This is a genomic window from Mycolicibacterium elephantis DSM 44368 (genome assembly GCF_004014805.1).
GTDB lineage: Bacteria > Actinomycetota > Actinomycetes > Mycobacteriales > Mycobacteriaceae > Mycobacterium > Mycobacterium elephantis.
Map to the genome: position 1 here is coordinate 18,155 of NZ_ATDN01000010.1, position 21,179 is coordinate 39,333.

General features: G+C 68.2%; 24 protein-coding genes and 1 pseudogene. 7 read left to right on the top strand and 18 right to left on the bottom strand.

The window, feature by feature from the left end:
• Positions 1–3: 3 nt before the first annotated feature.
• The 5 genes from MELE44368_RS08430 to MELE44368_RS08450 are packed head-to-tail and all read right to left on the bottom strand — an operon-like array spanning position 4 to position 5,284.
• Entirely contained in the window at positions 4–1,197 is a 1,194-nt protein-coding gene (locus tag MELE44368_RS08430; RefSeq protein WP_128108101.1) for a thiolase family protein, read from the bottom strand.
• Positions 1,194–1,607 carry a Zn-ribbon domain-containing OB-fold protein gene (locus MELE44368_RS08435; RefSeq protein ID WP_241566527.1) on the bottom strand — a complete coding sequence of 138 codons (414 nt, stop codon included), beginning with the start codon at positions 1,605–1,607 and terminating at the stop codon, positions 1,194–1,196. The genes MELE44368_RS08430 and MELE44368_RS08435 overlap by 4 nt, the downstream gene beginning before the upstream one ends.
• Positions 1,604–2,818, bottom strand: coding sequence for a CaiB/BaiF CoA transferase family protein (locus MELE44368_RS08440; protein ID WP_128108102.1), 1,215 nt, complete (start codon positions 2,816–2,818; stop codon positions 1,604–1,606). The genes MELE44368_RS08435 and MELE44368_RS08440 overlap by 4 nt, the downstream gene beginning before the upstream one ends.
• A 14-nt stretch (positions 2,819–2,832) precedes the next feature.
• Positions 2,833–3,669: a mycofactocin-coupled SDR family oxidoreductase gene (locus tag MELE44368_RS08445; RefSeq protein ID WP_128108103.1), complete on the bottom strand. Its 837-nt coding sequence runs from the start codon at positions 3,667–3,669 to the stop codon at positions 2,833–2,835.
• Positions 3,670–3,679: 10 nt separating this feature from the next.
• Positions 3,680–5,284 carry an AMP-binding protein gene (locus MELE44368_RS08450; RefSeq protein WP_128108104.1) on the bottom strand — a complete coding sequence of 535 codons (1,605 nt, stop codon included), beginning with the start codon at positions 5,282–5,284 and terminating at the stop codon, positions 3,680–3,682.
• Positions 5,285–5,379: 95 nt separating this feature from the next.
• Between MELE44368_RS08450 and MELE44368_RS08455 the strand changes: the two genes are divergently transcribed.
• Together MELE44368_RS08455 and MELE44368_RS08460 are read left to right on the top strand one after the other, a co-directional pair.
• Positions 5,380–6,207: a carbon-nitrogen hydrolase family protein gene (locus tag MELE44368_RS08455; RefSeq protein WP_128108105.1), complete on the top strand. Its 828-nt coding sequence runs from the start codon at positions 5,380–5,382 to the stop codon at positions 6,205–6,207.
• Positions 6,204–7,157 carry an LmeA family phospholipid-binding protein gene (locus MELE44368_RS08460; protein WP_128108106.1) on the top strand — a complete coding sequence of 318 codons (954 nt, stop codon included), beginning with the start codon at positions 6,204–6,206 and terminating at the stop codon, positions 7,155–7,157. The genes MELE44368_RS08455 and MELE44368_RS08460 overlap by 4 nt, the downstream gene beginning before the upstream one ends.
• Before the next feature lie 3 nt (positions 7,158–7,160).
• Here MELE44368_RS08460 and MELE44368_RS08465 read toward each other — a convergent pair whose 3' ends face one another.
• Both MELE44368_RS08465 and MELE44368_RS08470 read right to left on the bottom strand, forming a co-directional pair.
• Positions 7,161–8,870, bottom strand: coding sequence for a zinc ribbon domain-containing protein (locus MELE44368_RS08465; protein ID WP_128108107.1), 1,710 nt, complete (start codon positions 8,868–8,870; stop codon positions 7,161–7,163).
• Positions 8,867–10,513 (bottom strand): S53 family peptidase, encoded by a 1,647-nt coding sequence (locus tag MELE44368_RS08470; protein WP_128108108.1) that lies wholly within the window; start codon positions 10,511–10,513, stop codon positions 8,867–8,869. Before MELE44368_RS08470 ends, MELE44368_RS08465 begins: the two co-directional genes overlap by 4 nt.
• Before the next feature lie 5 nt (positions 10,514–10,518).
• Here MELE44368_RS08470 and MELE44368_RS27495 point away from each other — a divergent pair, with 5 nt between their 5' ends.
• On the top strand, positions 10,519–10,755 hold the full coding sequence (locus MELE44368_RS27495) for a hypothetical protein (RefSeq protein ID WP_206613724.1): 237 nt from the start codon (positions 10,519–10,521) through the stop codon (positions 10,753–10,755).
• A 49-nt stretch (positions 10,756–10,804) separates the two neighbouring features.
• On the opposite strand, the gene deoC is transcribed toward MELE44368_RS27495, so the two are convergent.
• The 6 genes from deoC to MELE44368_RS08505 all read right to left on the bottom strand — a co-directional run bounded on the left by deoC (position 10,805) and on the right by MELE44368_RS08505 (position 14,766).
• A complete protein-coding gene (gene deoC, locus MELE44368_RS08480) occupies positions 10,805–11,500 on the bottom strand; it encodes a deoxyribose-phosphate aldolase (protein ID WP_128108110.1) in 696 nt (231 codons plus the stop codon).
• Between the two features lie 2 nt (positions 11,501–11,502).
• Complete coding sequence (locus MELE44368_RS08485) at positions 11,503–11,919, bottom strand: DUF2599 domain-containing protein (protein WP_128108111.1); 417 nt, start codon at positions 11,917–11,919, stop codon at positions 11,503–11,505.
• Complete coding sequence (locus MELE44368_RS08490; RefSeq protein ID WP_046752623.1) at positions 11,919–12,200, bottom strand: DUF2516 family protein; 282 nt, start codon at positions 12,198–12,200, stop codon at positions 11,919–11,921. The genes MELE44368_RS08485 and MELE44368_RS08490 overlap by 1 nt, the downstream gene beginning before the upstream one ends.
• A gap of 48 nt (positions 12,201–12,248) precedes the next feature.
• Positions 12,249–12,869: a heparin-binding hemagglutinin gene (locus MELE44368_RS08495; protein ID WP_128108112.1), complete on the bottom strand. Its 621-nt coding sequence runs from the start codon at positions 12,867–12,869 to the stop codon at positions 12,249–12,251.
• 65 nt (positions 12,870–12,934) lie between these two features.
• Complete coding sequence (locus MELE44368_RS08500; protein ID WP_128108113.1) at positions 12,935–13,348, bottom strand: helix-turn-helix domain-containing protein; 414 nt, start codon at positions 13,346–13,348, stop codon at positions 12,935–12,937.
• Between the two features lie 89 nt (positions 13,349–13,437).
• Positions 13,438–14,766, bottom strand: a complete 1,329-nt coding sequence (locus MELE44368_RS08505) for a DUF445 domain-containing protein (RefSeq protein WP_164890062.1) — start codon at positions 14,764–14,766, stop codon at positions 13,438–13,440.
• A 103-nt stretch (positions 14,767–14,869) separates the two neighbouring features.
• Between MELE44368_RS08505 and MELE44368_RS08510 the strand changes: the two genes are divergently transcribed.
• Both MELE44368_RS08510 and MELE44368_RS08515 read left to right on the top strand, forming a co-directional pair.
• On the top strand, positions 14,870–15,568 hold the full coding sequence (locus tag MELE44368_RS08510; RefSeq protein WP_128108114.1) for a TetR/AcrR family transcriptional regulator: 699 nt from the start codon (positions 14,870–14,872) through the stop codon (positions 15,566–15,568).
• Positions 15,569–15,587: 19 nt separating this feature from the next.
• Complete coding sequence (locus tag MELE44368_RS08515; RefSeq protein ID WP_128108115.1) at positions 15,588–16,430, top strand: polyphosphate kinase 2 family protein; 843 nt, start codon at positions 15,588–15,590, stop codon at positions 16,428–16,430.
• 6 nt (positions 16,431–16,436) lie between these two features.
• Here the strand turns inward: MELE44368_RS08515 and MELE44368_RS08520 are convergent, their stop codons facing one another.
• The 5 genes and pseudogenes from MELE44368_RS08520 to MELE44368_RS08540 form a co-directional block, all read right to left on the bottom strand.
• Positions 16,437–17,444 carry an aromatic/alkene monooxygenase hydroxylase subunit beta gene (locus tag MELE44368_RS08520; protein ID WP_128108116.1) on the bottom strand — a complete coding sequence of 336 codons (1,008 nt, stop codon included), beginning with the start codon at positions 17,442–17,444 and terminating at the stop codon, positions 16,437–16,439.
• A 4-nt stretch (positions 17,445–17,448) separates the two neighbouring features.
• A complete protein-coding gene (locus tag MELE44368_RS08525; RefSeq protein ID WP_128108117.1) occupies positions 17,449–17,760 on the bottom strand; it encodes an MmoB/DmpM family protein in 312 nt (103 codons plus the stop codon).
• 34 nt (positions 17,761–17,794) lie between these two features.
• Positions 17,795–18,190, bottom strand: a pseudogene (locus tag MELE44368_RS08530) (Rieske 2Fe-2S domain-containing protein); the annotation flags it as partial.
• Positions 18,084–18,329 carry a toluene-4-monooxygenase system B family protein gene (locus tag MELE44368_RS08535; RefSeq protein WP_128108118.1) on the bottom strand — a complete coding sequence of 82 codons (246 nt, stop codon included), beginning with the start codon at positions 18,327–18,329 and terminating at the stop codon, positions 18,084–18,086. The pseudogene MELE44368_RS08530 and the gene MELE44368_RS08535, both read right to left, overlap by 107 nt.
• Before the next feature lie 4 nt (positions 18,330–18,333).
• A complete protein-coding gene (locus MELE44368_RS08540) occupies positions 18,334–19,830 on the bottom strand; it encodes an aromatic/alkene/methane monooxygenase hydroxylase/oxygenase subunit alpha (protein ID WP_128108119.1) in 1,497 nt (498 codons plus the stop codon).
• A gap of 222 nt (positions 19,831–20,052) precedes the next feature.
• Here MELE44368_RS08540 and MELE44368_RS08545 point away from each other — a divergent pair, with 222 nt between their 5' ends.
• Both MELE44368_RS08545 and MELE44368_RS08550 read left to right on the top strand, forming a co-directional pair.
• Positions 20,053–20,544, top strand: a complete 492-nt coding sequence (locus MELE44368_RS08545; RefSeq protein WP_128108184.1) for a beta-class carbonic anhydrase — start codon at positions 20,053–20,055, stop codon at positions 20,542–20,544.
• Between the two features lie 77 nt (positions 20,545–20,621).
• Positions 20,622–21,173, top strand: coding sequence for a MarR family winged helix-turn-helix transcriptional regulator (locus MELE44368_RS08550; RefSeq protein WP_164890063.1), 552 nt, complete (start codon positions 20,622–20,624; stop codon positions 21,171–21,173).
• Positions 21,174–21,179 lie beyond the last annotated feature (6 nt).

Genomic DNA, 21,179 nt, shown 5'->3' on the forward strand with positions numbered 1-21,179 from the left:
CCGTCAGATCGGCGCCGACGAGTACGCCACCACCCCGCCGAAGTGCGGTGCGGCCTGACACGCCAGGCCGATCGACACTTCGCGCTGCCGGTCACCGGCGCGCCGCGACAGCTGCAAATAGCACTCCAGCATCTGCGGCACGCCGTGCATGCGGCCGTTGCCGAGCGCACCGCCCCCCGACAGGGCGGGCACCGCGCCGGGACGGTCGGCGTCGATGCCGCCCGCCTCGACAAAGCGGTGGGCCTCCCCCACCGGGCAGACGCCGAGCACCTCGAGCCAGAACCACACCAGCGGCGAGAACCCGTCGTAAACCTGTGGCAGGTCAACGTCATCGATGCTCAGACCGGTCTCGCGCCACAGCCGCGCCGCGGTGCGCGCTCCGCCGTCGACGATGTCGTCCAGCGGCCAGTGCATGGGCAGCCGGCGCGGCGGTGGCGCGCTGCCGGCGTAGCCCGCGACGTATACCGGTGGGTGCGGCAGATCCCGTGCCCGCTCGGCGGTGGTGAGGACGAACGCGGCAACGCCGTCGACCGGGATGTCGCAGTCCAGTCGGCACACCGGATCGACCAACTGCGGTTCGGCGAGGTACTCCGCCGTGGTCAACTGCCTGCCGTGCCAATACGACCACGGCAGCCGGGCGCCGTTCCTACGGGCTTCGGTCACCACCGCGGCCATCGACTCCCGGCGGGCGCCGAACCGCTGCAGGTACTCGTTGTAGGGCAGCGCGATCATCGCCAGCGGGCCGAAAAGCCCTTGCGGCGCCGACCATTGCGCGGCTCCTCGTACCTCCCGCATCGGGTTGCCGTGGTAGCTGCCCGCCGGGTTGTGCAGCGCGCGGTGCACCACGACATAGTCCGCCGCGCCGCTGATCAACGCGTTGACCGCCATGCCGACCGAGCCGCTGAGCTGCCCGATGCCGTCGAACCCGGCGACGTAGGCCGGCGTCGCGCCGAGGCTGCGCGCCAGCCAGGTCGGGGAGACGATCGTCACGCCGTCGACGAGCTGATGTCCGCCTGCGCTCGGCAGCATGGCGGAGCCCACGAAGCCGTCCACCACGTCCACCGTCAGCCTCGCGTCGGCGATCGCGGCGCGGGCGGTGTCCACCGCCACCGCTCCCAACGGGCGTTTCGCGCGCCGTTCGATCGCGCTGTGCGCATAGCCGACGACGGCGACCCGGTTGCGGATGGGATCGCTCATCGCGCCAACTCGAAAGCGGGAACGGCCATTTCGTCCGAGAGGTCCTCGAATGCCACCCGCACCGCAGCACCGAGGTGCAGGTCGGCACCCACGCCGTCGAGCAGGCGGCCGATGAGCCGCAGGCCCGGCTGTTCGGCGAGTTCGACGTCGACGAGGACGAACGGCAGGTCGAAGCCCGGCAGGAACGCCTGGCGCACCACCGTCCAGGACCGCACCGTGCCGCGACCGCTGACGGGGGTGAACTCGTAGCGGGGATCGGTGGAGCCACACGCCGTGCACACGACGTCGGGCGGCATGGTCAGCACCGCGCACCGACCGCATCGGGCGACGGTCAGAACGTGTTGCGCGGCCGCCGCCCAGTACGGCGCCGATGTCTCGTCTGGCACCGGCAGCGGGCGTTGCGATGTCACGGAATCACGCCCCGCTCGGCCAGCGCGCCGATGCGGTCCCAGTCATAGCCCAGCTCCTCCAATACCGCCTCGGTGTGCTCACCGTGTTCGGGCGCGCGCCGCAACTCGGGCGGCCGTTCGTCGAATTGCACCGGGACACTGGGTAGGCGATAGGTGGTTCCGTCGTCGGTCACCACATCGCCGATGTAGGAGTTGGCCAGCACCTGCGGGTCCTCGGCGACCTCGGCGATCGTCTGGATCGGCGCCCACGGCGCGTCCAGCTGCGCCAGCGTTTCCTTCCACTGCGCCAGCGTGCGTTCGGCGAAGACCGCGTCCAGTTCGGCGACGCATGCGGCCGCGTTGGCGCGCCGGGCGGCCAGATCGACGAACCGCGGATCGTCGGCCAGCTCGGGCCGTCCGACGGTGCGGCAGAAGTCGGCCCAGTACCGGTCGCCCTGCAAGAACATCAGCTGGATGTGCCTGCCGTCCTTGGTGCGATAGGTGGCGGTCAGCGGGTTGACCATCGGGCCGCGGCCCGAAACCGGTTGCGCTTCACCGCCGTTGAGGGTGGCCAGCAGGTCGGAGGACAGCATCCACATCGCGGTCGCCAGCAGCGAGACGTCGACCACCGACCCCGTTCCCGTGCGGGTCCGTTTGAGCAAGGCGGCCGAAATCCCGAACGCGAGCGCCATCGCGCCGTTGCGGTCACCCATCGCCCCGCGCTGGCTGATCGGATAGTCGCGTTCGGCCGGGGTGAGCATGTGGCCGACGCCGCCGCGCGCCCAGAACGCCGAGCTGTCGTAACCCGGCTGATCGGCGTCGGGACCACGCACGCCGAAGCCGTGCCCGCGGGCGTACACCAGGTGCGGGTGGCGTTCGCGCACGGCGTCGGCGCCCAGGCCCAAGCGGTCCAGCGCGCCGGGACGAAAGCTGGTGAGCAGCACGTCCGCCGACGCCAGCAGATCGTGCAGCACGTCGAGGCCGCCAGGGTCACGCAGGTTGAGCGCGACGGAGCGCTTGCCGCGATTCGCCAGTGCCATGGACAGATTGACGCCGCCGCGGTCGGTTCCGATGCCCTGGGTGGCGAGCCCGCGGTACGGGTCGCCGTCGAGTCGCTCCACCCTGATCACGTCGGCTCCCCAATCGGCGAGCAAGGCGCCGGCGACGGGCACGAAGACCCACTGGGCCAGTTCGATCACCCGGATTCCGTCAAATGCGCCGCTCTGCGTCATCGCCCGCCTTTCGGCTACTTCAGGCAGCTGCCCGCGTCGATCGGAAGCGGGACGCCGGTGATGTAGCGGGACTCGTCGGATGCCAGAAACAGTACGGCGTTGCTGATGTCGACGGACTCGACCCACGGAATCGGCAGCATGTGAAACATCTGACAGATCGGCTTGATGTCCTCGGGTCCCGGGTTGTCCAGGTCGGGCCGGAAAGCCTTGTAGGTGGACTCGTTCAGCAACAGGTCGGTGCCCACATGGGTGGGATGCACGGAGTTGACTCGGATCGAGAACTGCCCCAGTTCGACGGCGAAGGTTCGCATCAGCCCGACCACGCCGTGCTTGGCGGTGACGTAATGGCCCACGTGCGGATAGGCTTTCAGGCCTCCCACCGAGCTCGTCAGGATCACCGATCCTCCTCGGTCGCCGGCCTTGATGTGCGGCACCGCGGCCTTGACCGATTTCCACACCCCGGACAGGTTGACGTCGAGCATCTGCTGCCAACGCGGTTCGTCCATCTCGTCGAGCATCGCACCGGGCGTGCCGATTCCGGCGTTGGCGACGACGACGTCGAGGCGGCCGAGTTGTTCCACTCCCGCGTCGACCGCGGCTTTCAACGCCTCGAAGTCCCGCACGTCCACCTCGGCGGTCACCACGCGCCGGTCGAGCGCCTTGACCAGGTCGGCGGTTTCGGCGAGGTCGGCGGGTGAGGCGCCCGGTTCCGGCGTGCCCTCGATGTGGCGGCAGACGTCGACCGCGATGATGTCGGCGCCCTCCTGAGCCAGCCTGACCGCGTGACTGCGGCCCTGGCCTTTCGCCGCGCCGGTGATAAGGGCCACCTTGCCCGCTACCCGTCCGGTCACTTCAGTCTCCTCACAGTGCGTGTGTACGTTGAACCTGCTGCCGCACAAGGTATTTCTGGACCTTGCCGCTGGCCGTGCGCGGGAAGTCGTCGGCCTGGTGCAGCTCCTCGGGCCATTTCTGCCGCGCCACCCCCGCGGCGTCGAAGTGGGCCCGCACCTGCTCCCGGTTCGGCATCGCCTCCCCGGGCCGGACCCTGAGCACGGCGACGACCCGCTCGCCGAACCGCGGATCCGGCGCGGCCACCACGATGGCCTCGGCCACCTGCGGCATCGCCAGCAGCACCTCCTCGACCTCGATGGCCGAGATGTTCTCCCCGCCGCGGATGATGACGTCGGCCTTGCGGTCGGTGATCGTCAGGTAGCCGTCCTCGTCGAGCACCCCGACGTCACCGGTGTGATACCAGCCCTCGTCGTCGAACGCGCGCCTGGTGAGCTCGGCGTCGAGGTAGCCCAGGCACAGATCCGGTCCGCGGGAAAGGATCTCGCCGTCGGGCGCGATCCGGATTTCCACCCCCGGCCGTGCGTTTCCGTCCGTGTACAGCCGTTTCTCCGGCGCCGCATCGGGTCTCGAGCCGGTGATCGACGGATGCTCGGTGCTCCCGTAGGACCGGGTGACGACGAGCCCCAGATCGGTCAACCGACGGGTGACCGCCACCGGCACGGCCGACCCCCCGAGACCGAGGTAGGGCATGTACTGCAGATGTTCGTCGGTGAAGTCCGGGTGGTCCAGCAGGCTGGTGATGAAATACGTTGGGCCACCGCCAAAGCCGACACCGTCGTTCTTCACCAACGCGAGCACCGCCGCGGGGTCCCACGCGTCGCAGAGGTGCACCGGCAGGCCCTCCAGCACCGGGCACAGCAGCCCGCCGAGCATGCCGATGAAGTGCCCTACCGGCAGCGCCATCAGACTGCCCGCCGGGTTGTGCACATGGTTGGCCGCGAGCTGACGGATCTCGCATCCCAGGGTCTGGTGGCTGTGCACCACGCCTTTGGGGTCGCGGGTGGTGCCCGAGGTGAACGCGATCAGGGCCGGTCCCGCCGGATCGGTTTCGGCGACGCCCGCCATCGGCTCGGCCGCCAGCAGCGCGTCGAAGTTGTCCTGCCCGTGCGAACCCACCACGCCGACGACCGGCACGTCGCCGCACAGATCGGGGTGGTACTTCATCCGCCCGAACTCGGTCGCGGTGATGAAGACCCGCGGTCGCGCGGTCCCGAGAATGTGGCTGAGTTCCTTGCGGCCGTAGAAGTGCACGATGGGCACGACGACCGCGCCCAGCAGCGCCGAGGCCCAGAACGTCGCAGCCGCTTCCATCCAGTTCGGCAGCTGGAACGCCACGACGTCGCCCGGCCCGACGCCGCGCGCCCGCAGCCCGGCCGCCAGCCGGCGGGCCACCCGTTCGACATCGCCGTAGGTGCCCGCGTACGGCCGCTGGTCGGAATGGACCCGGAACACGACGTCGCGCCGCGACTGCAGGGCCGCGCACAGCTGGTCGCCGAGGGTGTCCGACGTCCACCAGCCCTCGGACTCATACCGCGTCCGCAGCGCGGCGGGGATGTCGCGACTGCGGATCACCGACTCTCCCTGTCCAGGTGGCAGATGGGCAGGTGTCACCATAGCAAGGCTCTCGCTGTACGAGAGTCATATTCTACTTTTACATGCAGGTTATGTGACCTCACGGCGCCACGATCACGACAAACTAGGCTGGCCGCATGCGGATTGCGCTGGCGCAGATCCTCAGCGGCACCGAACCTTCGGCCAACCTGGGGTTGGTCGAGGACTACACGCGCCGCGCCGCCGACGAGGGCGCCCGACTGGTGTTGTTCCCCGAGGCGACGATGTGCCGGTTCGGGGTGCCGCTCGCGCCCATCGCGGAGCCGCTCGACGGGCCGTGGGCGTCGGGCGTGCGGGCCATCGCCGAGCGCGCGGGCGTGGTCGTCGTCGCGGGCATGTTCGTGCCGGCACCCGACGGACGGGTGACCAACACCCTGATCGCGACCGGCCCCAGCTCCGACGGTTACATCGACACGCACTACGACAAGATCTACCTCTACGACGCGTTCGGCTTCAAGGAGTCCAAGACCGTAGCGCCGGGCCGTGAGCCGGTGACCATTGAGATCGACGGCGTCACTGTCGGCCTCACTTTGTGCTACGACGTCCGCTTCCCCGAGCTGTATGTCGAATTGGCCCGCCGCGGAGCGCAACTGTGCACCGTGCACGCCTCATGGGGCAGCGGCGACGGCAAGCTCGACCAGTGGACGCTGCTGGCCAGGGCCCGCGCGATCGACACCACCGGCTATGTCGCCGCCGTCGACCAGGCCTACCCCGGTGACGACATCGCAGCGGTCGGTCCCACCGGGGTGGGCGGCAGCCTGATCGCCTCGCCGGTGGGCGAGGTGCTGGCCTCGGCGGGCCCCGACCCGCAGCTGCTGGTCACCGACATCGACCTGGCCGCGGCCGAGAAGGCCCGTCAGACGATCGCGGTGTTGAGCAACCGCGCGGAGTTCATCTCGTCGGGTAAGGCAGAATCGCGGGGATGACTGATCCGTGGTCCCGCCCGGAGCCGCCCGGCCCACCACCGCAACAGCCCGGCCCACCACCGCAACAGCCCGGCCCACCGCCACAGTTCCCGGCAGGCCCGCCGCCCCAAGGTGGCCCGCCACCGCAGGGACCGCCGCCACCGCCGCCAGGGCCCCCGGGTCCGCCGCCCGGGCCGCCGTCCGACGAAGAGGACGCGTCGCTGTTGGGCAAGCTCGCCAACCTGTTGCGCGATCCGCTGTCGATCGTGCTCGTCCTCGTCATCGTGTTGGCGCTGGCGTTCGCCGGCGTGCTCGCCGGTGAGCTCTACGCGCGCAACCGGGCCAACACCGTGGTGGCCAGCGTCGTGGAATGTGTGGTGGAGGATCAGGCGAGCGCCTCGTTCGGCGTCATGCCCCCGTTCCTGTGGCAGCACATGACCGGCCACTACACGAACATCCACATCGAGACGGCGGGCAACCAGGTCCGCGAAGCCAAGGGCATGAAGGTGACCCTGACGATCAAGGATGTGCGCCTCGAGGACACCGCCACCTCGAGTGGTTCGGTCGGCTCGCTGGTCGCGAACATCACCTGGACGACCGACGGTATCCGGCGGACGATCGCCGATTCGATTCCGCTCGTCGGCGCATTCGTCAACGGGGTGACGACCAACCCGTCCGAGGGCACCATCGAGCTGCAAGGAACGCTGGGCAGCATCAAGGCCAAGCCCACCGTCGTCAACGACGGCATCTCCCTGCAGGTCACCGAATTGACCGGGTTGGGTTTCACGCTGCCTCGCGAGGCCGTGCAGCCGGCGCTGGACGTGTTCACCGCTCAGCTGACGGAGAACTATCCGATGGGTATCTCGGCGGATTCGGTGCGGGTCACCGATTCCGGTGTGGTGAGCCAGTTCTCGACGAAGAACGCGTCGATGCCGAAGGGCGAACAAGACCCCTGCTTCGCGGAACTCTAGGGCTCAGTCGTTCGGGTCGCGCCACCGGAAGCTGTTGACGTACTTGCCCATATCCATCGCGAGCTGAAGATTGGCCGCGGACGGATGCCCGGGCCCGTCGTCGGGAGTGAACTCGTGGTAGGGCCCGATCGCCGCGGCCACCAACGCGTAGTCGTGTTTGACGGCGACCATGACGATGAGCCGTAGCCGGCTGAATGTTCCACTGGCGCCCTGCGGGTATTCGTCGACGACGACGCCGTAGCCGGGTTCGTATCCGACCATGGCGTTGGGGATCTCGTAGTCGGTGACGGCGTCGGGGAAGCGCTCGCGGATCAGGTCTCCGGCGATCTGTTCCGCCGACTGGTTGTGTGCCGGCATCCCGAACAGGTGCATGGTGCCGGTGTCGCCGCCGACGAACTCCAGCTCGACCCCGTCCGGGTTCAGCGTGGCCTCGTAAGCCGTTCCCGGGCCCGGGTATTGCACCGTGAACGCGCCGTCGCTCGAAACAAACCGCGGGTTGGAGTCGACCTGCTCTCCGAACGGCGGACGCCCGCAGTCCGGCGGGCAGACGAACGCCACGGGAGGCGGGGTGAGCACCGCCGCGGCGGCCACCCCGCCCGCGGCCGCGACGCCGACGCAAGCGCCCAGTACGGTGAGCACCCGGGTGAGGCTGGTCTGACGCACCGGCGCGGGTGACTCCGCCGTCGTTGCGCGTCGCGCGGCACGCGACGTACGCGACGCCGCGAGGCTGGCCACCCCGCAGTTCGGGCAGAACGCGGTATCGGCGACGACGTGCTCACAGTGCGCGCACACCACACGCCGGTCCGGATCAGCGGCCTCGTCGGGCTCATGCAGCAGCACGTGCTGCAACCCGATCCGCAGTGCCAGCAGGGCGACCATCGCGATCGCCACGTGCAGCGCGAAATGCTGACCGTGCAACAGCGGGGACACCTCGAGCAGCCCCTGGCCGGCGTAAAGCCCAAGGGCCACAAGCACACTGACGACGATCATCCGTGTTCGCCCCGACCACAGCGCGGTGCCGACCAGGCCGCCGATCGCCGCGGCGGTCAACGGAATCGCCGCACCCACGATCCCGGCCATCGTCACCATCCCGCTGACCGGCCAGCCCTTGGCGGTGATGCCGGTCGCGAACTCCGGAGCCAACCGGGTCAAGGACGCCGCCGCGGTGAACGTGAGCGCGCTCCATGAGCCGAGCGCGAAGCCGTCCAACGATTCGCGGTCGGACTGGCGAAACGCCCGCGTCACGCCCACCGGGATGAGCATGAGCACCGCACTGATGACCGGTATCGCGACGCCGAGAACATAAGCGTGCGTGTCGGTTTCGGGGCCGAACAGCGCGATGTCGTACGCGTCGGCGAACATCGCCCCGAGCAACCACGCCCACCCGACACCGATGCCGACCCCCAGCACCGTGGTCAGCGCCAGCGAACGCAGCGGCAGATCGCGATGCGCATCGGCCTCGTACAGGTACAGCGCGAACACGATCGGCAGCCCGAGCGCGCACACCACCATGAGCGGCGCCTGCCAACGCAGCAGCGCCAACCCGATCGCCGTCACCGCCAGAGCGGCCAACGCCACGCGAAATGGGGTGCGGGAGCGGTGCGGCAGGCGCGGGAACAACGAGCTGGCCGCCGCGAGCCGCAACACGGGTTCCCACGCCGCCGCGGCGTAGGCGCCCATGCGCAACCGGCCGCGACCGTCCCGGGTGCTCACCGCGGGGCCGCTCCGGTCTGCAGGTCGAGCAGGTTGCGCGCGAGGTTGTAGGTGTTGGGGCTGCCGAGCCCGGTGACCAGGTCGTAGCCGGGTTGGGCGAGGTCGACGGCGTTGCCGCCGCGGCGCACGTCGCGGAAGCCGGGCAGGTTCGATCCGGCGGCCACCCGGTACAGCTGCGGGTTGAGGTTGCCCAGCGGGCGGCCCCCGTTGGCGACGATGTACTGGTTCATCAGCACGGTCAGCGCGGCCCAGATCGGCGCCGCCTGGGACGTGCCGCCGCCGAGCACCTCCCGCTGGTCGAAGATGAACCGCACCCCGGTGAACGGGTCCGCGACCGCGGCGACGTCGGGTGAGAGCCGTTTACCCTCGGTGTCGCGATCCACCGCCAATTTTTCCTGCCATGTCGGGCGGTCGAAAAACTGCGACACCCCGCCGCTACTGCCCTGCGACAGCGGCGAATCCACCCATGCGTGCTCGGCGCGCCACTGACCGCGCGGCCCGGTCGACAACGTGGTACCGCCGACCGCGGTCATGGTCGGCAGCGATGCGATGGAGTCCAGCCCGACGTCGTCCGGACCCGGCGGCGACGACCACTCGTCGCCGCCTTTGCATTCCAGCCCCCCGTTGTCGCCGCTGGCGTCAAACGCCGACGTGCCGTTCTCCTGGGCCGCCGTCAACGCCGCATGCACCGGAGCGAGATCGGCTGCGGTCACCAGCTTTTCGCAACCCCAGCCGATCGACAGGCTCCACACCGCACCGGGGAACTGCCGGTCGACCGACTCGAACAGCCGGCCGATCTTCTCGTAGGCGCCGTCACCCTCGACGGTCGGTCGGGCGTTGACCACCACGAGCTGCGCGTCGGGTGCGATGGCATGTGCCACTTGCAGATCCATCGCTGTCTCGCCGCGGGTCTCTTCGGGTTTCCCGCCCACCCAGATCGGCGTGAACCGCGGCAACCCGGACGTGTCCGCGAACATGTCGAGGTCGTCCTGCTCAGCGCCGTCGAACGCGAAGAACACGATCGTGGCGCCCTTGCCGGTGAAGCCCGCATCGGCGAGCGGTGTCGCGTTGTACACCTCGAGCAGGCCCGTCGGCGTCAACCCGCCCTTGGGCACGTCGAGCGGAAAGAACCCGGGTGCCAGTCCGGAAACCTTGGTGTGGTGCGGCGTGTAGCTCATGATCCGGCCGACCTCGGTGACCGATCCGCGCAACGGCATCGGCACCGACGGCTGCGCCGGCGACGCGTAGAACAGCTGCCCTTTCGGACCGCGGAAGTCGCGCACCGGTACGTCGAACGCACGCGCGATGTCCTCTGCGGCGCCCTCGACGATCGCCCAAGTGTCACCGGAACGCCATCGCACCCGCAGGTTTCGGGCCTCGGCCCAGTCCATCACCGCCGACGGTCGATCCGCCGCGGCGAGCGTGACGGTGAGCTGAGCGTGGGCGGCGCGCGATCGGCCCAGATCGGTCGAACTGGCCAGCAGCGCCGCAAACGGGCCGGTGATCAGCTCCGGAGTGCGTGGCGCACATCCGGCCGACGCCCCGATCAGCAGCGCGGCCCCGACCACGGCCGCGACCCGGCGGCTACTGCCCCCGAGGACCGTGGTGGGGACCAGGAGTCGGACCTGGGGCGGGCGGCGCATAGACGGTGGGTGAGAACGGATTCGGCCCGGGGTCGATGCGTGGCGCCTTCTCGGTCGGCGAGACCGGGGCCGCCGGGGCCGACGTCGTGGCGGTCGTGGTGGTGGTGGTCGTCGTCGTCTCGGGGGCCTGCTCCTCTTCGCTGGAGCAGCTCGCCGTGAGCGCACCCATGGCGACGATGGCACCCATGCCGGCAACGGCCGCAACCCGGCGAGGCCAACGGTTCTGTTCAGTCATCTCGTGATCCTATCCGTGCGTTGCCCTCAGAGCCAGCAAATTAGATATGACGTCAATTAGACGCGCTGATCGTACTTGATCCCGTCGAGCACCGTGCGCGTCCCGGAAAGACCCAACCGGGTCGCGCCCGCGTCGAGCATCGCGATGGCGTCCGCCGCGGTGCGGATGCCGCCGCTCGCCTTTACCCTGATCTGGGGACCGACCGCGGCGACCATGATCTCCACGGCACGCACCGACGCCCCGCCCGCCGGGTGGAAACCGGTCGAGGTCTTGACGAAGTCCGCACCCGCTTCCGCGGCTGCCGAGCAGGCATCGGCGAGCGCACGCTCCCCGACGAGTTCCAGCAACGCCGCGGACTCGACGATCACCTTCAGCGTGACGGCTTCGCCGACCGACGCGCGTACCGCTGCCACGTCGGCCCGCACCGCTTTGAAGTCGCCCGCCACCGCGGCGCCGACGTCGATCACCATGTCGATCTCGTCGGCGCCAGCAGCCGTGGCGAGCCGCGCCTCTTCTGCCTTGACGGCCGAAAGATGTTTGCCTGACGGGAATCCCACGACCGCGCAGATCTTCTGGGCGTCCGACCGCGACCGAGCCGCCACCGAAACCATCGACGGCGACACGCATATCGCGTACACCCCGAGTCGGGCGGCCTCGTCGGCCAGTCGCTCGACGTCGGCCTCGGTGGCCTCCGGTTTGAGCAGGGTGTGGTCGACCATCGCGGCCACGTCCGCGCGACTGTAGGAGCCCACCGCTAGAACGGTTCTTCGGTGCCGCCGGGGTTGCACCCCGCGTACGCCATGGCGTCGTCGCTGACCTCGGGCCGCCACGGTTCCAGGTTCCAGCTCGACTTGCCCGGCTCCACGAGCTCGGCGTAGTACCAGTGGCATACGAACTGTGCCCGCATTCCGGGGAGGTCGGCGTCGGGCGAAAGTGCCAGCACCTCGGCCCAGGCCTGGGCAGGACCGATCGGGCTGGCCAGCGCGGCGGCCTCGCGCCCGGACTCGGTCGGGTACACCCTCAGGCTCGACAGGTCGCCCCACTTCGCCCACTCGACGTCGTCGATGTACGGCGGGGCGGGCGTCGTCGGGTCGGCCGACCCGACGGGCGCGAGCGCGACCGCGCCCACCACACCGGCCGCCGTGACGGCGAGCGCCAGCAGCGGGCGCACTACCGCGACTTTCCCTGGACTTCCAAGATCTTGGGTCGTACGTCGACCAGATAGACACCGGCCGCGACGGCCGCGATTGCGGTGCCCATGATTCCCAGCACCAGCGCCAGCAATGCCCCGATTCCGAGGATCACCAGCCACACCGGCTTGGTCAGCTTGTCGACGGCCGTATAGGCGTCGGGGCGCTGCATGGCGGCGTGCACGAACGCGTACACGACCGTCACCAACACGGCGATCTGCAAAAAGAAGAGGACGTAACCCACTAGGCCTTCGAGCTGCACGCCGTCAAGCCTATGCGGGTTACGCCCTCTGGGCGAATTTCCGCCGAACTACTTCTGCGTGACCTTCTTCGCCGCGGCCTTCTTGGCAGGTGCCTTCTTGGCGGGCGTCTTCTTCGCCGCAGCCTTCTTGGCAGGCGCCTTCTTGGCCGGCGCCTGCTTCTCGGCCTTCTTCGGCAGCTCGACGCCGACCAGCTTGGCGGCCCGCTCGCCGACCGCGCGGGTCTGCGCGGCGACGTTGCCCAGCGCCTCCTGCGTCAGCTCGACAGCCTGGTCGGTGTAGCCCTCGACGCGCTCTGCGGCGTCGGAGAGGCCGGGCTGGCTGCGCAGCCGCTCCAGCGCGACCTCGCCGCGCTCGACGAGCTTGTTGTACGTGCTCTGCGCGGCGTCCGCGTAGGTCTCGGCGAGCTTGCGCAGCTCGTCGCTGCTCAGCCGCTCACGCAGCTCCTCGAACTGCGACGGCAGCTCTTCCTGCAGCTTGCTGATGCGCTCGCGACGCTCCTCGAAGGTGGTGCGGGCGTCGCTGCGGGCGTCACCGGCACGCTCACGCAGGGTCGCGACGATCTCGTTGACCCGCTCCAGCGCCAGGTCGGCGGCGCCCACCGCGGCGAGCAGCGGAGCCTTCAGGTCGTCAACGGTCGGCTGGTTCTTGGCGGGGGTGTTCTTCGCCATGGTCGTGGTTCCTTTCGAAGTTGGTTAGTGGTCAGTGCGTGGATGGGTTGGTCAGTCGGAATTCGTCAATCAGTCGGCTCCTCGTCTGCCTGCGTGGCTTGGGCTTCGTTCTGCTGACAAAACGACGTGTAGATGTCGAGCAGCACCTGCTTCTGCCGCTCGGTGATCGCCGAGTCGGTGATGATGGCGTCGCGCACCTCGCTGGTCTCGCCCGGTTCGAGGATCCCGGCCCGCACGTAGAGCACTTCCGCGGAGACCCGCAGCGCCTTGGCGATCTGGTTGAGCACGTCGGCAGAGGGTTTGCGCAATCCCCGCTCGATCTGGCTGAGGTAGGGATTGCTGACACCGGCCTTCTCGGCCAACTGACGCACGGATACCTGTGCAGCCTCACGTTGCGAACGGATGAAGGTGCCGATGTCTTGTGCAGCGTTCTGCGCGGCGCTGGACACGACGACGGCGAGGTTTTCATCCTGCGACATGCAAGCCCCCTCGTGCGTTGGGTATCCGGAATGCGACATTTCCACCCTACGACGCAGTGCTAACTTTTGCAAGCACTAGTTAGCGCAGGTCAGAACAGTAGTTGGGCTACCGAATAGATCACCAGGCCCGCCATCGCGCCCACCACGGTGCCGTTGATCCGGATGAACTGCAGGTCACGGCCGACGTGCAGTTCGATGCGCCTGCTGGCCTCGTCGGCGTCCCAGCGCTCGATCGTCTCGGTGATGATCGCGGTGATCTCCACCCCGTACTCGCCGACCAGGTGCGAGGCGGCGCGGATGATCCAGCCGTCGACCTTGTCGCGCAGGTCGGCGTCGTCGCGCAGGCTCTCCCCGATGTGCACCACGGAGTCGGCGATGCGGGTTCGCAGCGCCGAGGAGGGGTCGTCGACCGACTCGAGGATGATGCGTTTGGCCGCGCTCCACGCGGTCTCGGCGGCCCTGGCCACCTCATCGCGGGCCATGACCTGTTCCTTGACGTTCTCGGCGCGCTGGATCGTCGCCTCGTCGTGCTGCAGGTCGTCGGCGAACTCGAACAGGAACCGGGTGGCCGAGCGCCGCAGTTCGTGATCGGGGTCGCGGCGCACCTTGTCGGTGAAGTCCATCAGCTCACGGTGGATGCGGTCCCCGACGAGATGATCGACCCATCGCGGCGACCAGGTCGGCGAGTCGCGTTCGACGACGCGCTCGATGATGTCGCCGGCGTTCAGGGACCACTGGAAGGCCCGGTCGGCGAGCAGCTGAAGCAGCGCTTCCTGCCGGTGTTCGGCCAGCAGCGTGGCCAGCACCCGCCCGATCGGCGGGCCCCACAGCGGTTCGGCGAGCCGTTTGACGATCATCCGGTCGAGCACCTGCTGGACGTCCTCGTCGCGCAGCATCTCCACCAGAACCCTTAGCACCCTTGAGGTCTCGGCCGCCACCCGTGCGGCGTGCGCGGGCTCGCACAGCCACTTGCCCAGCCGGCCCGCCACGTCGGCGTCGCGCAGCTTGGTCGCCACCACCTCCGGTGACATGAAGTTCTCGCGGACGAAGTTGCCGAGCCCTTCGCCGAGTTGATCCTTCTTGCGTTTGATGATCGCGGTGTGCGGGATCGGGATCCCCAGCGGGTGCTTGAACAACGCGGTGACCGCGAACCAGTCCGCCAGCGCGCCCACCATTCCGGCCTCCGCGCCGGCTCGGACGTAGCCGACCCAGCCGGGTGCGCCGTGGGACTGGGCCCAGGTGCAGACCAGGAAGATCACGGTGGCGCCGACGAGGAAGGACAGCGCGACGATCTTCATCCGGCGTAGGCTGCGGCGCCGCTCGGCGTCGGCGAAGCTGTCCACGCCCGCGAGCGACTCGGCGAAACTGGGACGGTCCCGGGTCACGGCGCGTCGGCCGGTGTCGGGTCTGTGTGCCACCACACCATCATCCGCTATGCCGCGCGGGGCCGGCCGGTCCGAACGCCCGAAGTCAAGATCAGCCGTACTATCGGAGGAACTAGGGAAACGGATCACGGAGAAAGTGGCACAGCAGAACGAGGCCGTGGCGGTCAAGACCGACGGGCGCAAACGGCGGTGGCACCGGCACAAGGTGGAACGCCGAAACGAGCTGGTCGACGGCACTTTGGAAGCCATCCGGCGCCGCGGAAGCAACGTCAGCATGGACGAGATCGCGGCCGAGATCGGCGTCTCGAAGACGGTGCTGTACCGCTATTTCGTCGACAAGAACGACCTGACGACCGCGGTGATGATGCGGTTCGCGCAGACGACGCTGATCCCGAACATGGCCAGGGCGTTGTCCTCGGACCTCGACGGCTACGAGCTGACCCGCGAGATCATCCGCGTGTACGTCGAAACGGTGGCCGCCGAACCCGAGCCCTACCAGTTCGTCATGGCCAACAACTCCGCGAGCAAGAGCAAGGCCGTTGCGACCTCCGAGCAGATCATCGCCAGGATGCTCGCGGTGATGTTGCGCCGGCGCATGAACGCGGTCGGCATGGACACCGGCGGCGTCGTGCCGTGGGCCTACCACACCGTCGGCGGTGTGCAGCTCGCCACACACTCGTGGATGAACGACCGGCGTATGAGCGCCGACGAGTTGATCGACTACCTGACGATGCTGTCGTGGAATGCGTTGCGCGGCATCGTCGAGGTCGGCGGATCGCTGGAGAAATTCCGCGAGATGCCGCATCCGTCTCCTGTGCTCCCGCCGAAGGACTAGCCACGGCTAGCCTTCCAGAATGTCCTCCTCCGAAATCCCGCGCCTGCTGAGGTTCCGCGCCGGCGACAAGGTCGCCGATATCGATCCGCGTGCCACACCGGGTTTCGACGGCGACAAATCGGACGGCGCCGAGCGGCAGAGCGAGCGCAGCACGCGGCTGGCCGAACTGCAGGAGCTGCTCTACGCCAACCACAGGGCACGCGACGACCACCGCTCGGTTCTGTTGGTGTTGCAGGGAATGGACGCCGCGGGCAAGGGCGGGATCGTCAAACACGTTGTCGGCGCCGTCAATCCGATGGGCGTGCGCTATACCGCCTTCGGCAAGCCGACCGAGGAGGAGCTCGCGCACCACTACCTGTGGCGCATCCGCAAGGCGTTGCCGCCCGCTGGACATATCGGCGTGTTCGACCGATCCCACTACGAAGACGTGCTCGTCGTGCGGGTACACGACCTGGTGCCGCCCGAGGAGTGGGAGCCGCGCTACGACGAGATCAACGCGTTCGAGCGCGAACTCGTCGACGGCGGCATGACGCTGGTCAAGGTCGCGATGTTCATCTCCCTCGACGAGCAGAAGGAGCAGCTGCTCGAGCGGCTGGACGATCCGACGAAGCACTGGAAGTACAACTCGGGCGACGTCGACGAACGCAGGCTGTGGCCGAAGTACCAGGAGGTCTACCAGGCGATGCTCGATCGCACCTCGACCGATTTCGCGCCGTGGCACGTCGTGCCGTCCGACCGCAGGTGGTACAGCCGGCTCGCCATCACCGAGCTGCTCATCGAGGCGCTCAAGCGGCTCGATTTGTCATGGCCGCCAGCGGATTTCGACATCGAGACCGAACGCCGTCGGTTGATGGAGTCCTGACCGGAGCTACCCGTCCGCGCGCCACTTCCCGGTGAACGCGGCGACCGATGCAGCGACCTGCGCGGTGGCGCCGGCCGGTTCGGGAAAGGCGTTGGCCAGCCCCTCGACCGCCCGATCGGCCAGCGGACGCCACTTGTCGATCCAGCCGACGACGACGGCGCGGTTGTCGGGGTTGGCGCTGAGCGCATAGCGGGCCAACGCGACATGCCAGTCCTGGTTACGCACCGTGTCGACGTTCGACTCCTGCAGGAGCGCTGCGGTCAGCTGATCGCCGTGATCGATCGCCAGCTGCGCGAACACCTCCTTGTACAGCGCGTCCAGGGCCGGCTTGAGCACCAGGTTCAGCGCGACGAACGACTCACCCCAGTCGTAGGCGATCAGCAGCTTCTCCAGCGCTACGCGGGCCGGTTGCCACACTGGGTCGTCCTCCCAGATCTGGCGTGTCGCTTCGGTATTGGCTAGATGCGTACCGTGTGTCAACGACAGCGACTTAGATCGATAGCCCACCCACTGCAGGGCGCGCAGCTCATCGGCCGCCTGGAAGTACGCCGCGTTGGTGATGTAGGCGCTGGGCGCCAGTTGGCCGACGTAGAGGCTGCTCAGCTGCAGGACATGGAACAGGTAGCGGGCCGGGGTGTAGAGCCGGGCGAGGGTCTTTACCCAGGCCTGGCCCAAGCCGGTGTCGAGATCCTGCGACTCGTAGCGGTCGACGACGCCTTCGGCATAGACCTCGCGGTCGTGCTGCAGCGCGATGTAGCGGCGGTAGTTCAGCGCGGCCGGGTCGCGGAAGCCCTCCCAGTCCGGCGCCTGCAGCGCCGACCCCTCGCGGTACTTCAGGTACCACTGGTTGATCGGCGCGTTCGGATCGAGGTCGAACGGCGCGGGTTTGCGGTTGAAGTGATAGTGGAACTTGCCGGTGACGATCTCGTATTCGGAAGGCTTGCGCCGGGTTTCACCGGCGATACTCCAGGTTTTCAGCCTGCGCGGGGTCGCGCTGGAAGTGGTGCTGGTCAACGTCTCAATCCTCTCGATCCAGGTACCAGTGCAGTTCGTCGTCGCCGAGATAGCGGATCCGGCCGGCGAAGCCGACGAGCGCCGGCTCCAGCGTGTGCAGCGGGAACTCCTGTCCGGCAGCCTCTTCCAGGCTGGCGCGGGTGATCCGCAGGAACCGCGGGGCGTGGATTCGCACGTATCCGGCATGGTCGTCGATGGTGATCTCGGTGTCCGGGTTGTCGGCCTGGGCGGCTTCGATGACCGCATCGACGATTGCGGGGTCGAAGCCCCGCACCACCGGCCCGACGGGTTTGTCCTGTTCTGCGGCCGCGGTCATCGAGGCTCTCTTCTGTCAGTGAGATGGCGATCCGGTCGCCGTCCAACCGGACCTGATGGCGGGTGAGCGTGCAGTTGTCCGGGTTCACGCCGGCGCCAGTGTCGAGGTCGAACTCCCAGCTGTGCGCCGAGCAGGTGAGTACCCCGTCGGTCACCTCACCGTCGACCAGCGGGAAACCCGCATGCGGGCACAGCCCGTCGTACGCGCGGATCTCCCCACCCGGCAGGTGCGCCAACAGGATCGGGCGATCCTCGATGACGACCTCAATGACGTCGCCCTCCCACAGGTCGTCGAGCGTGGCCACCGGGATCCAGGTGTCGGCGTCAAGCATAGAACGCCTCGACGTGATCGAGCGGACCGACGCCGGCGGCGCCGATGCGTTCCTGCGGATCGAGTACTTTGCCGTTGTGCCGCAACCGAATCGGTACATCACGCTTGGCGACTCGGTGCCCGACGACGTGGTGGGCGATCGCCGCGCCCACCGCCTCGACGGTGTCCTCGTCGTCGACGGGGATCAGCAGTTCCAGCACATCGCCCTCGAACAGGGCGGTCAGCGGTAGCAGTGCCATTGGTTCAACCCTTCGTCCCGTTGTGCGCCCACGCGTAGTTGTCGGCGTCCTGGCCCTGCTCCTCGGGAGACAACCCGAAGTACTGCAGCACGGTGCCCAGATCGGGCGGGCTGACCTCCCCCGACAGCACCCGGTCGATCAGCGACTGGTGCCCGGCGAACCGGTCTGGGCGCTGGGTGAAGATCCACTTGCAGGGCTCGGAGCAGAACACGTACTTACGGCCGTTGTGCACATGCGTCGGCGGGGTGGCCTCGGTGTGTGCGCCGACGAGAACACCCGCGGCCCGCACGATCGGCAGCTGGCACAGGTTGCACGTGATGGGCAGCGTCTCCGGCAGCGTTGCGGCGATATCGCCGTTGCGCACATTCTCGGTGATGACGTCCCAGTGCCGGCCGAAGTGCCGATTCCAGCCGGGGTACTTCTCCTCCAGCCAGAGCCGTTCGGCCTTCGACACGCCGGCGTCGGGGTTCCACCACACGGTCGGCCGGTAGTACCACACCCCGAGGTGGATGGCGTGGTGATACCAGGTCAGCTCGTTGATGAACTCATCCCAGTACCAAGGGAATTCGAGTCCGTAGTCGCGGAACTGGTCCGCGAACTGCTTGACCACCCAGTCCTCGATGAACTCCTTGAAGCTCATCCGCCGGCTCTCCAGTGGGGTGTAGTAGTCCATGGACAGGCCGGTGAGCAGCGCGAAGATGCGCCACGCCCGCCAGAACATGTGGTCGATGAGGAACTGGCCCCAGTCCTTCTCACCATTGTCGATGAGCACCTTGATGGTCGGTTCGCCCTGCTGGGCGTGCCGCGCCTCGTCGGTCTGGATGGAGCTGATCAGCGAGCCGAACTCCAGATCGCCGACGTCGATGGCGTCGGCGGCCATCCCGAGAAACTGCAGATTGGTGAACCCCGTCTCCAGCGTGAACGTCAGCTGCAACGCGATCGACAACGCGTCGTTGGCGACGAACATGTCGTCGAACAGGTACCGCACCGCCAGGACGATCCAGTTGTTGGTGTGAAACGCCTTGAGCGCCCAGTCGCCTCGCGGTTCCTTGTCCAGCAGGCCGTACGGGAAGAACGTCTGGATCTGCCCGTGCCGCACCTCGTCGAGGGCGCCGAACGTCGCGGTGTTGCGCCAGGCCGCCGATCGACCGAACCGGCCCATCCGCGCCTCGCCGATGGAGGCGAGGTACTCCGGCATCGAGATCGCCCCGTAGTGCGCGACGATGACCGACTTCCAGCCGGGATCGAGCTGGTCGAACAGCTTGGAGCGGGCGACCGCGTTCTTCAGCGAGTAGGTCGTGGTGTCCTTGGTGACCTGGTTGTGCACGTACTCGCGGTACGTGATCTTGTACGGCTCATCCCATTTGAGCCAGGCCTCGGCCGGAACCCGGTGGGTGCCCGACAACTCCTCGGGAAACACCTCGTCCTCGCTGACGTAGCGGAACGCCCAGTTGGTGTCGCGGGCGAGGTCATACCAGTCACTGCGGGAAAGCTGGGGCATTCGCGCGTCCTGTCTGTCGATGAGAGCTGGTTTGGGCTGTGTGACGCGCGTCGACCGGTCGGTGCACGCGATGCGGACATCATGGAAGAGATTCCGAGGAGTCCTAAGAATTTCGATCAGCCTGATTCGCTACCTTCGGGCCAACCCGTGGCGGCAATACCATCCGAGCCGTCTACTTCGGCCTGTCGAAGCGAGGCCGACCGAATCGACGAAGGGATGGACGTGTCGGTCACCGACGAATATCTAGCCAACAACGCCACTTACGCCGAAACCTTCTCCGGCCCGCTGCCGCTGCCGCCGAGCAGGCATGTCGCGGTCGTCGCGTGCATGGACGCCCGACTGGACGTGTACCGAATCCTCGGCCTCAAAGATGGCGAGGCACACGTCATCCGCAATGCCGGCGGGGTGGTGACCGATGACGAGATCCGTTCGCTGGCGATCAGTCAGCGCCTGCTCGGCACCCGCGAGATCATCCTGATCCACCACACCGACTGCGGCATGCTGACTTTCACCGACGACGAATTCAAGCGGCAGATCCAGGAGGAGACCGGAATCAAGCCGGAGTGGGCCGCCGAGTCGTTCTCCGATGTCGAGGAGGATGTCCGGCAGTCGCTGCGCCGCATCGAGGCCAGCCCGTTCGTCACCAAGCACACCTCGGTGCGCGGGTTCGTCTTCGACGTGGCCACCGGCAAGCTCAACGAGGTCACGGTCTGAGGAGCGACGGCTCCCGCCACGGGAGCCTCGACGCCAAGATCGTCGCGGCCCTCGATCTGGCCGGTGCCGCACTGCAGGTGCTGGCCAGGCGGGCGGCGGCGCGTCATGGGCTGTCGGTCACCCAACTGCGGGTCCTGGGCTGGCTGCACGTCGGTCCGCCGCCGCTGGCCCGCAGCACCACGCTGGCCCGCGAGCTCAACGTCGCCGATCCGACGGTCAGCGATGCGATTGCGGCGCTGATGCGCAAAGGGCTGGTGGAACGCCGGCGCGACCCCGACGACCGGCGCCGGCACGACCTGGCGTTGACGCGCGAAGGGCGAACGGTAGCAGCCGATCTCGCGCGCTGGCCCGCACCGGCGGAGATCGCCACCTCGAAACTCGACGGTGCGGCCGCCGAGGACCTGCTGCAGAGCCTGTCGGAGGTGTTGGCGCGGCTTCAGGAGCTGGGCCTGCTGCCCGTGTTGCGGGCCTGCAGCACGTGCGCATTCCTGGGGACCGCCGAAGATGGCGGGTACCGCTGTCTGGTCGACGGCGCCCCGATGACGGTCACCGATCTGCGGGTCGACTGCGTCGACCATCGCGAGCGTCCCCCGGGGCGAAGTGGCCAGTTATGCAGCGCGAATTCATGAAACGCG

Bases quoted from the DNA above. Each gene is read 5' to 3' on its own strand.
- MELE44368_RS08470 (WP_128108108.1), bottom strand. From the start codon at position 10,513: ATGCGCCGCCCGCCCCAGGTCCGACTCCTGGTCCCCACCACGGTCCTC.
- MELE44368_RS08535 (WP_128108118.1), bottom strand. From the start codon at position 18,329: ATGGCACTGCTACCGCTGACCGCCCTGTTCGAGGGCGATGTGCTGGAA.
- MELE44368_RS08430 (WP_128108101.1), bottom strand. From the start codon at position 1,197: ATGAGCGATCCCATCCGCAACCGGGTCGCCGTCGTCGGCTATGCGCAC.
- MELE44368_RS08495 (WP_128108112.1), bottom strand. From the start codon at position 12,869: ATGGCGAAGAACACCCCCGCCAAGAACCAGCCGACCGTTGACGACCTG.
- MELE44368_RS08455 (WP_128108105.1), top strand. From the start codon at position 5,380: ATGCGGATTGCGCTGGCGCAGATCCTCAGCGGCACCGAACCTTCGGCC.
- MELE44368_RS08450 (WP_128108104.1), bottom strand. From the start codon at position 5,284: ATGGTGACACCTGCCCATCTGCCACCTGGACAGGGAGAGTCGGTGATC.
- MELE44368_RS08515 (WP_128108115.1), top strand. From the start codon at position 15,588: ATGTCCTCCTCCGAAATCCCGCGCCTGCTGAGGTTCCGCGCCGGCGAC.
- MELE44368_RS08525 (WP_128108117.1), bottom strand. From the start codon at position 17,760: ATGACCGCGGCCGCAGAACAGGACAAACCCGTCGGGCCGGTGGTGCGG.
- MELE44368_RS08500 (WP_128108113.1), bottom strand. From the start codon at position 13,348: ATGTCGCAGGATGAAAACCTCGCCGTCGTCGTGTCCAGCGCCGCGCAG.
- MELE44368_RS08540 (WP_128108119.1), bottom strand. From the start codon at position 19,830: ATGCCCCAGCTTTCCCGCAGTGACTGGTATGACCTCGCCCGCGACACC.
- MELE44368_RS08440 (WP_128108102.1), bottom strand. From the start codon at position 2,818: ATGACGCAGAGCGGCGCATTTGACGGAATCCGGGTGATCGAACTGGCC.
- MELE44368_RS08460 (WP_128108106.1), top strand. From the start codon at position 6,204: ATGACTGATCCGTGGTCCCGCCCGGAGCCGCCCGGCCCACCACCGCAA.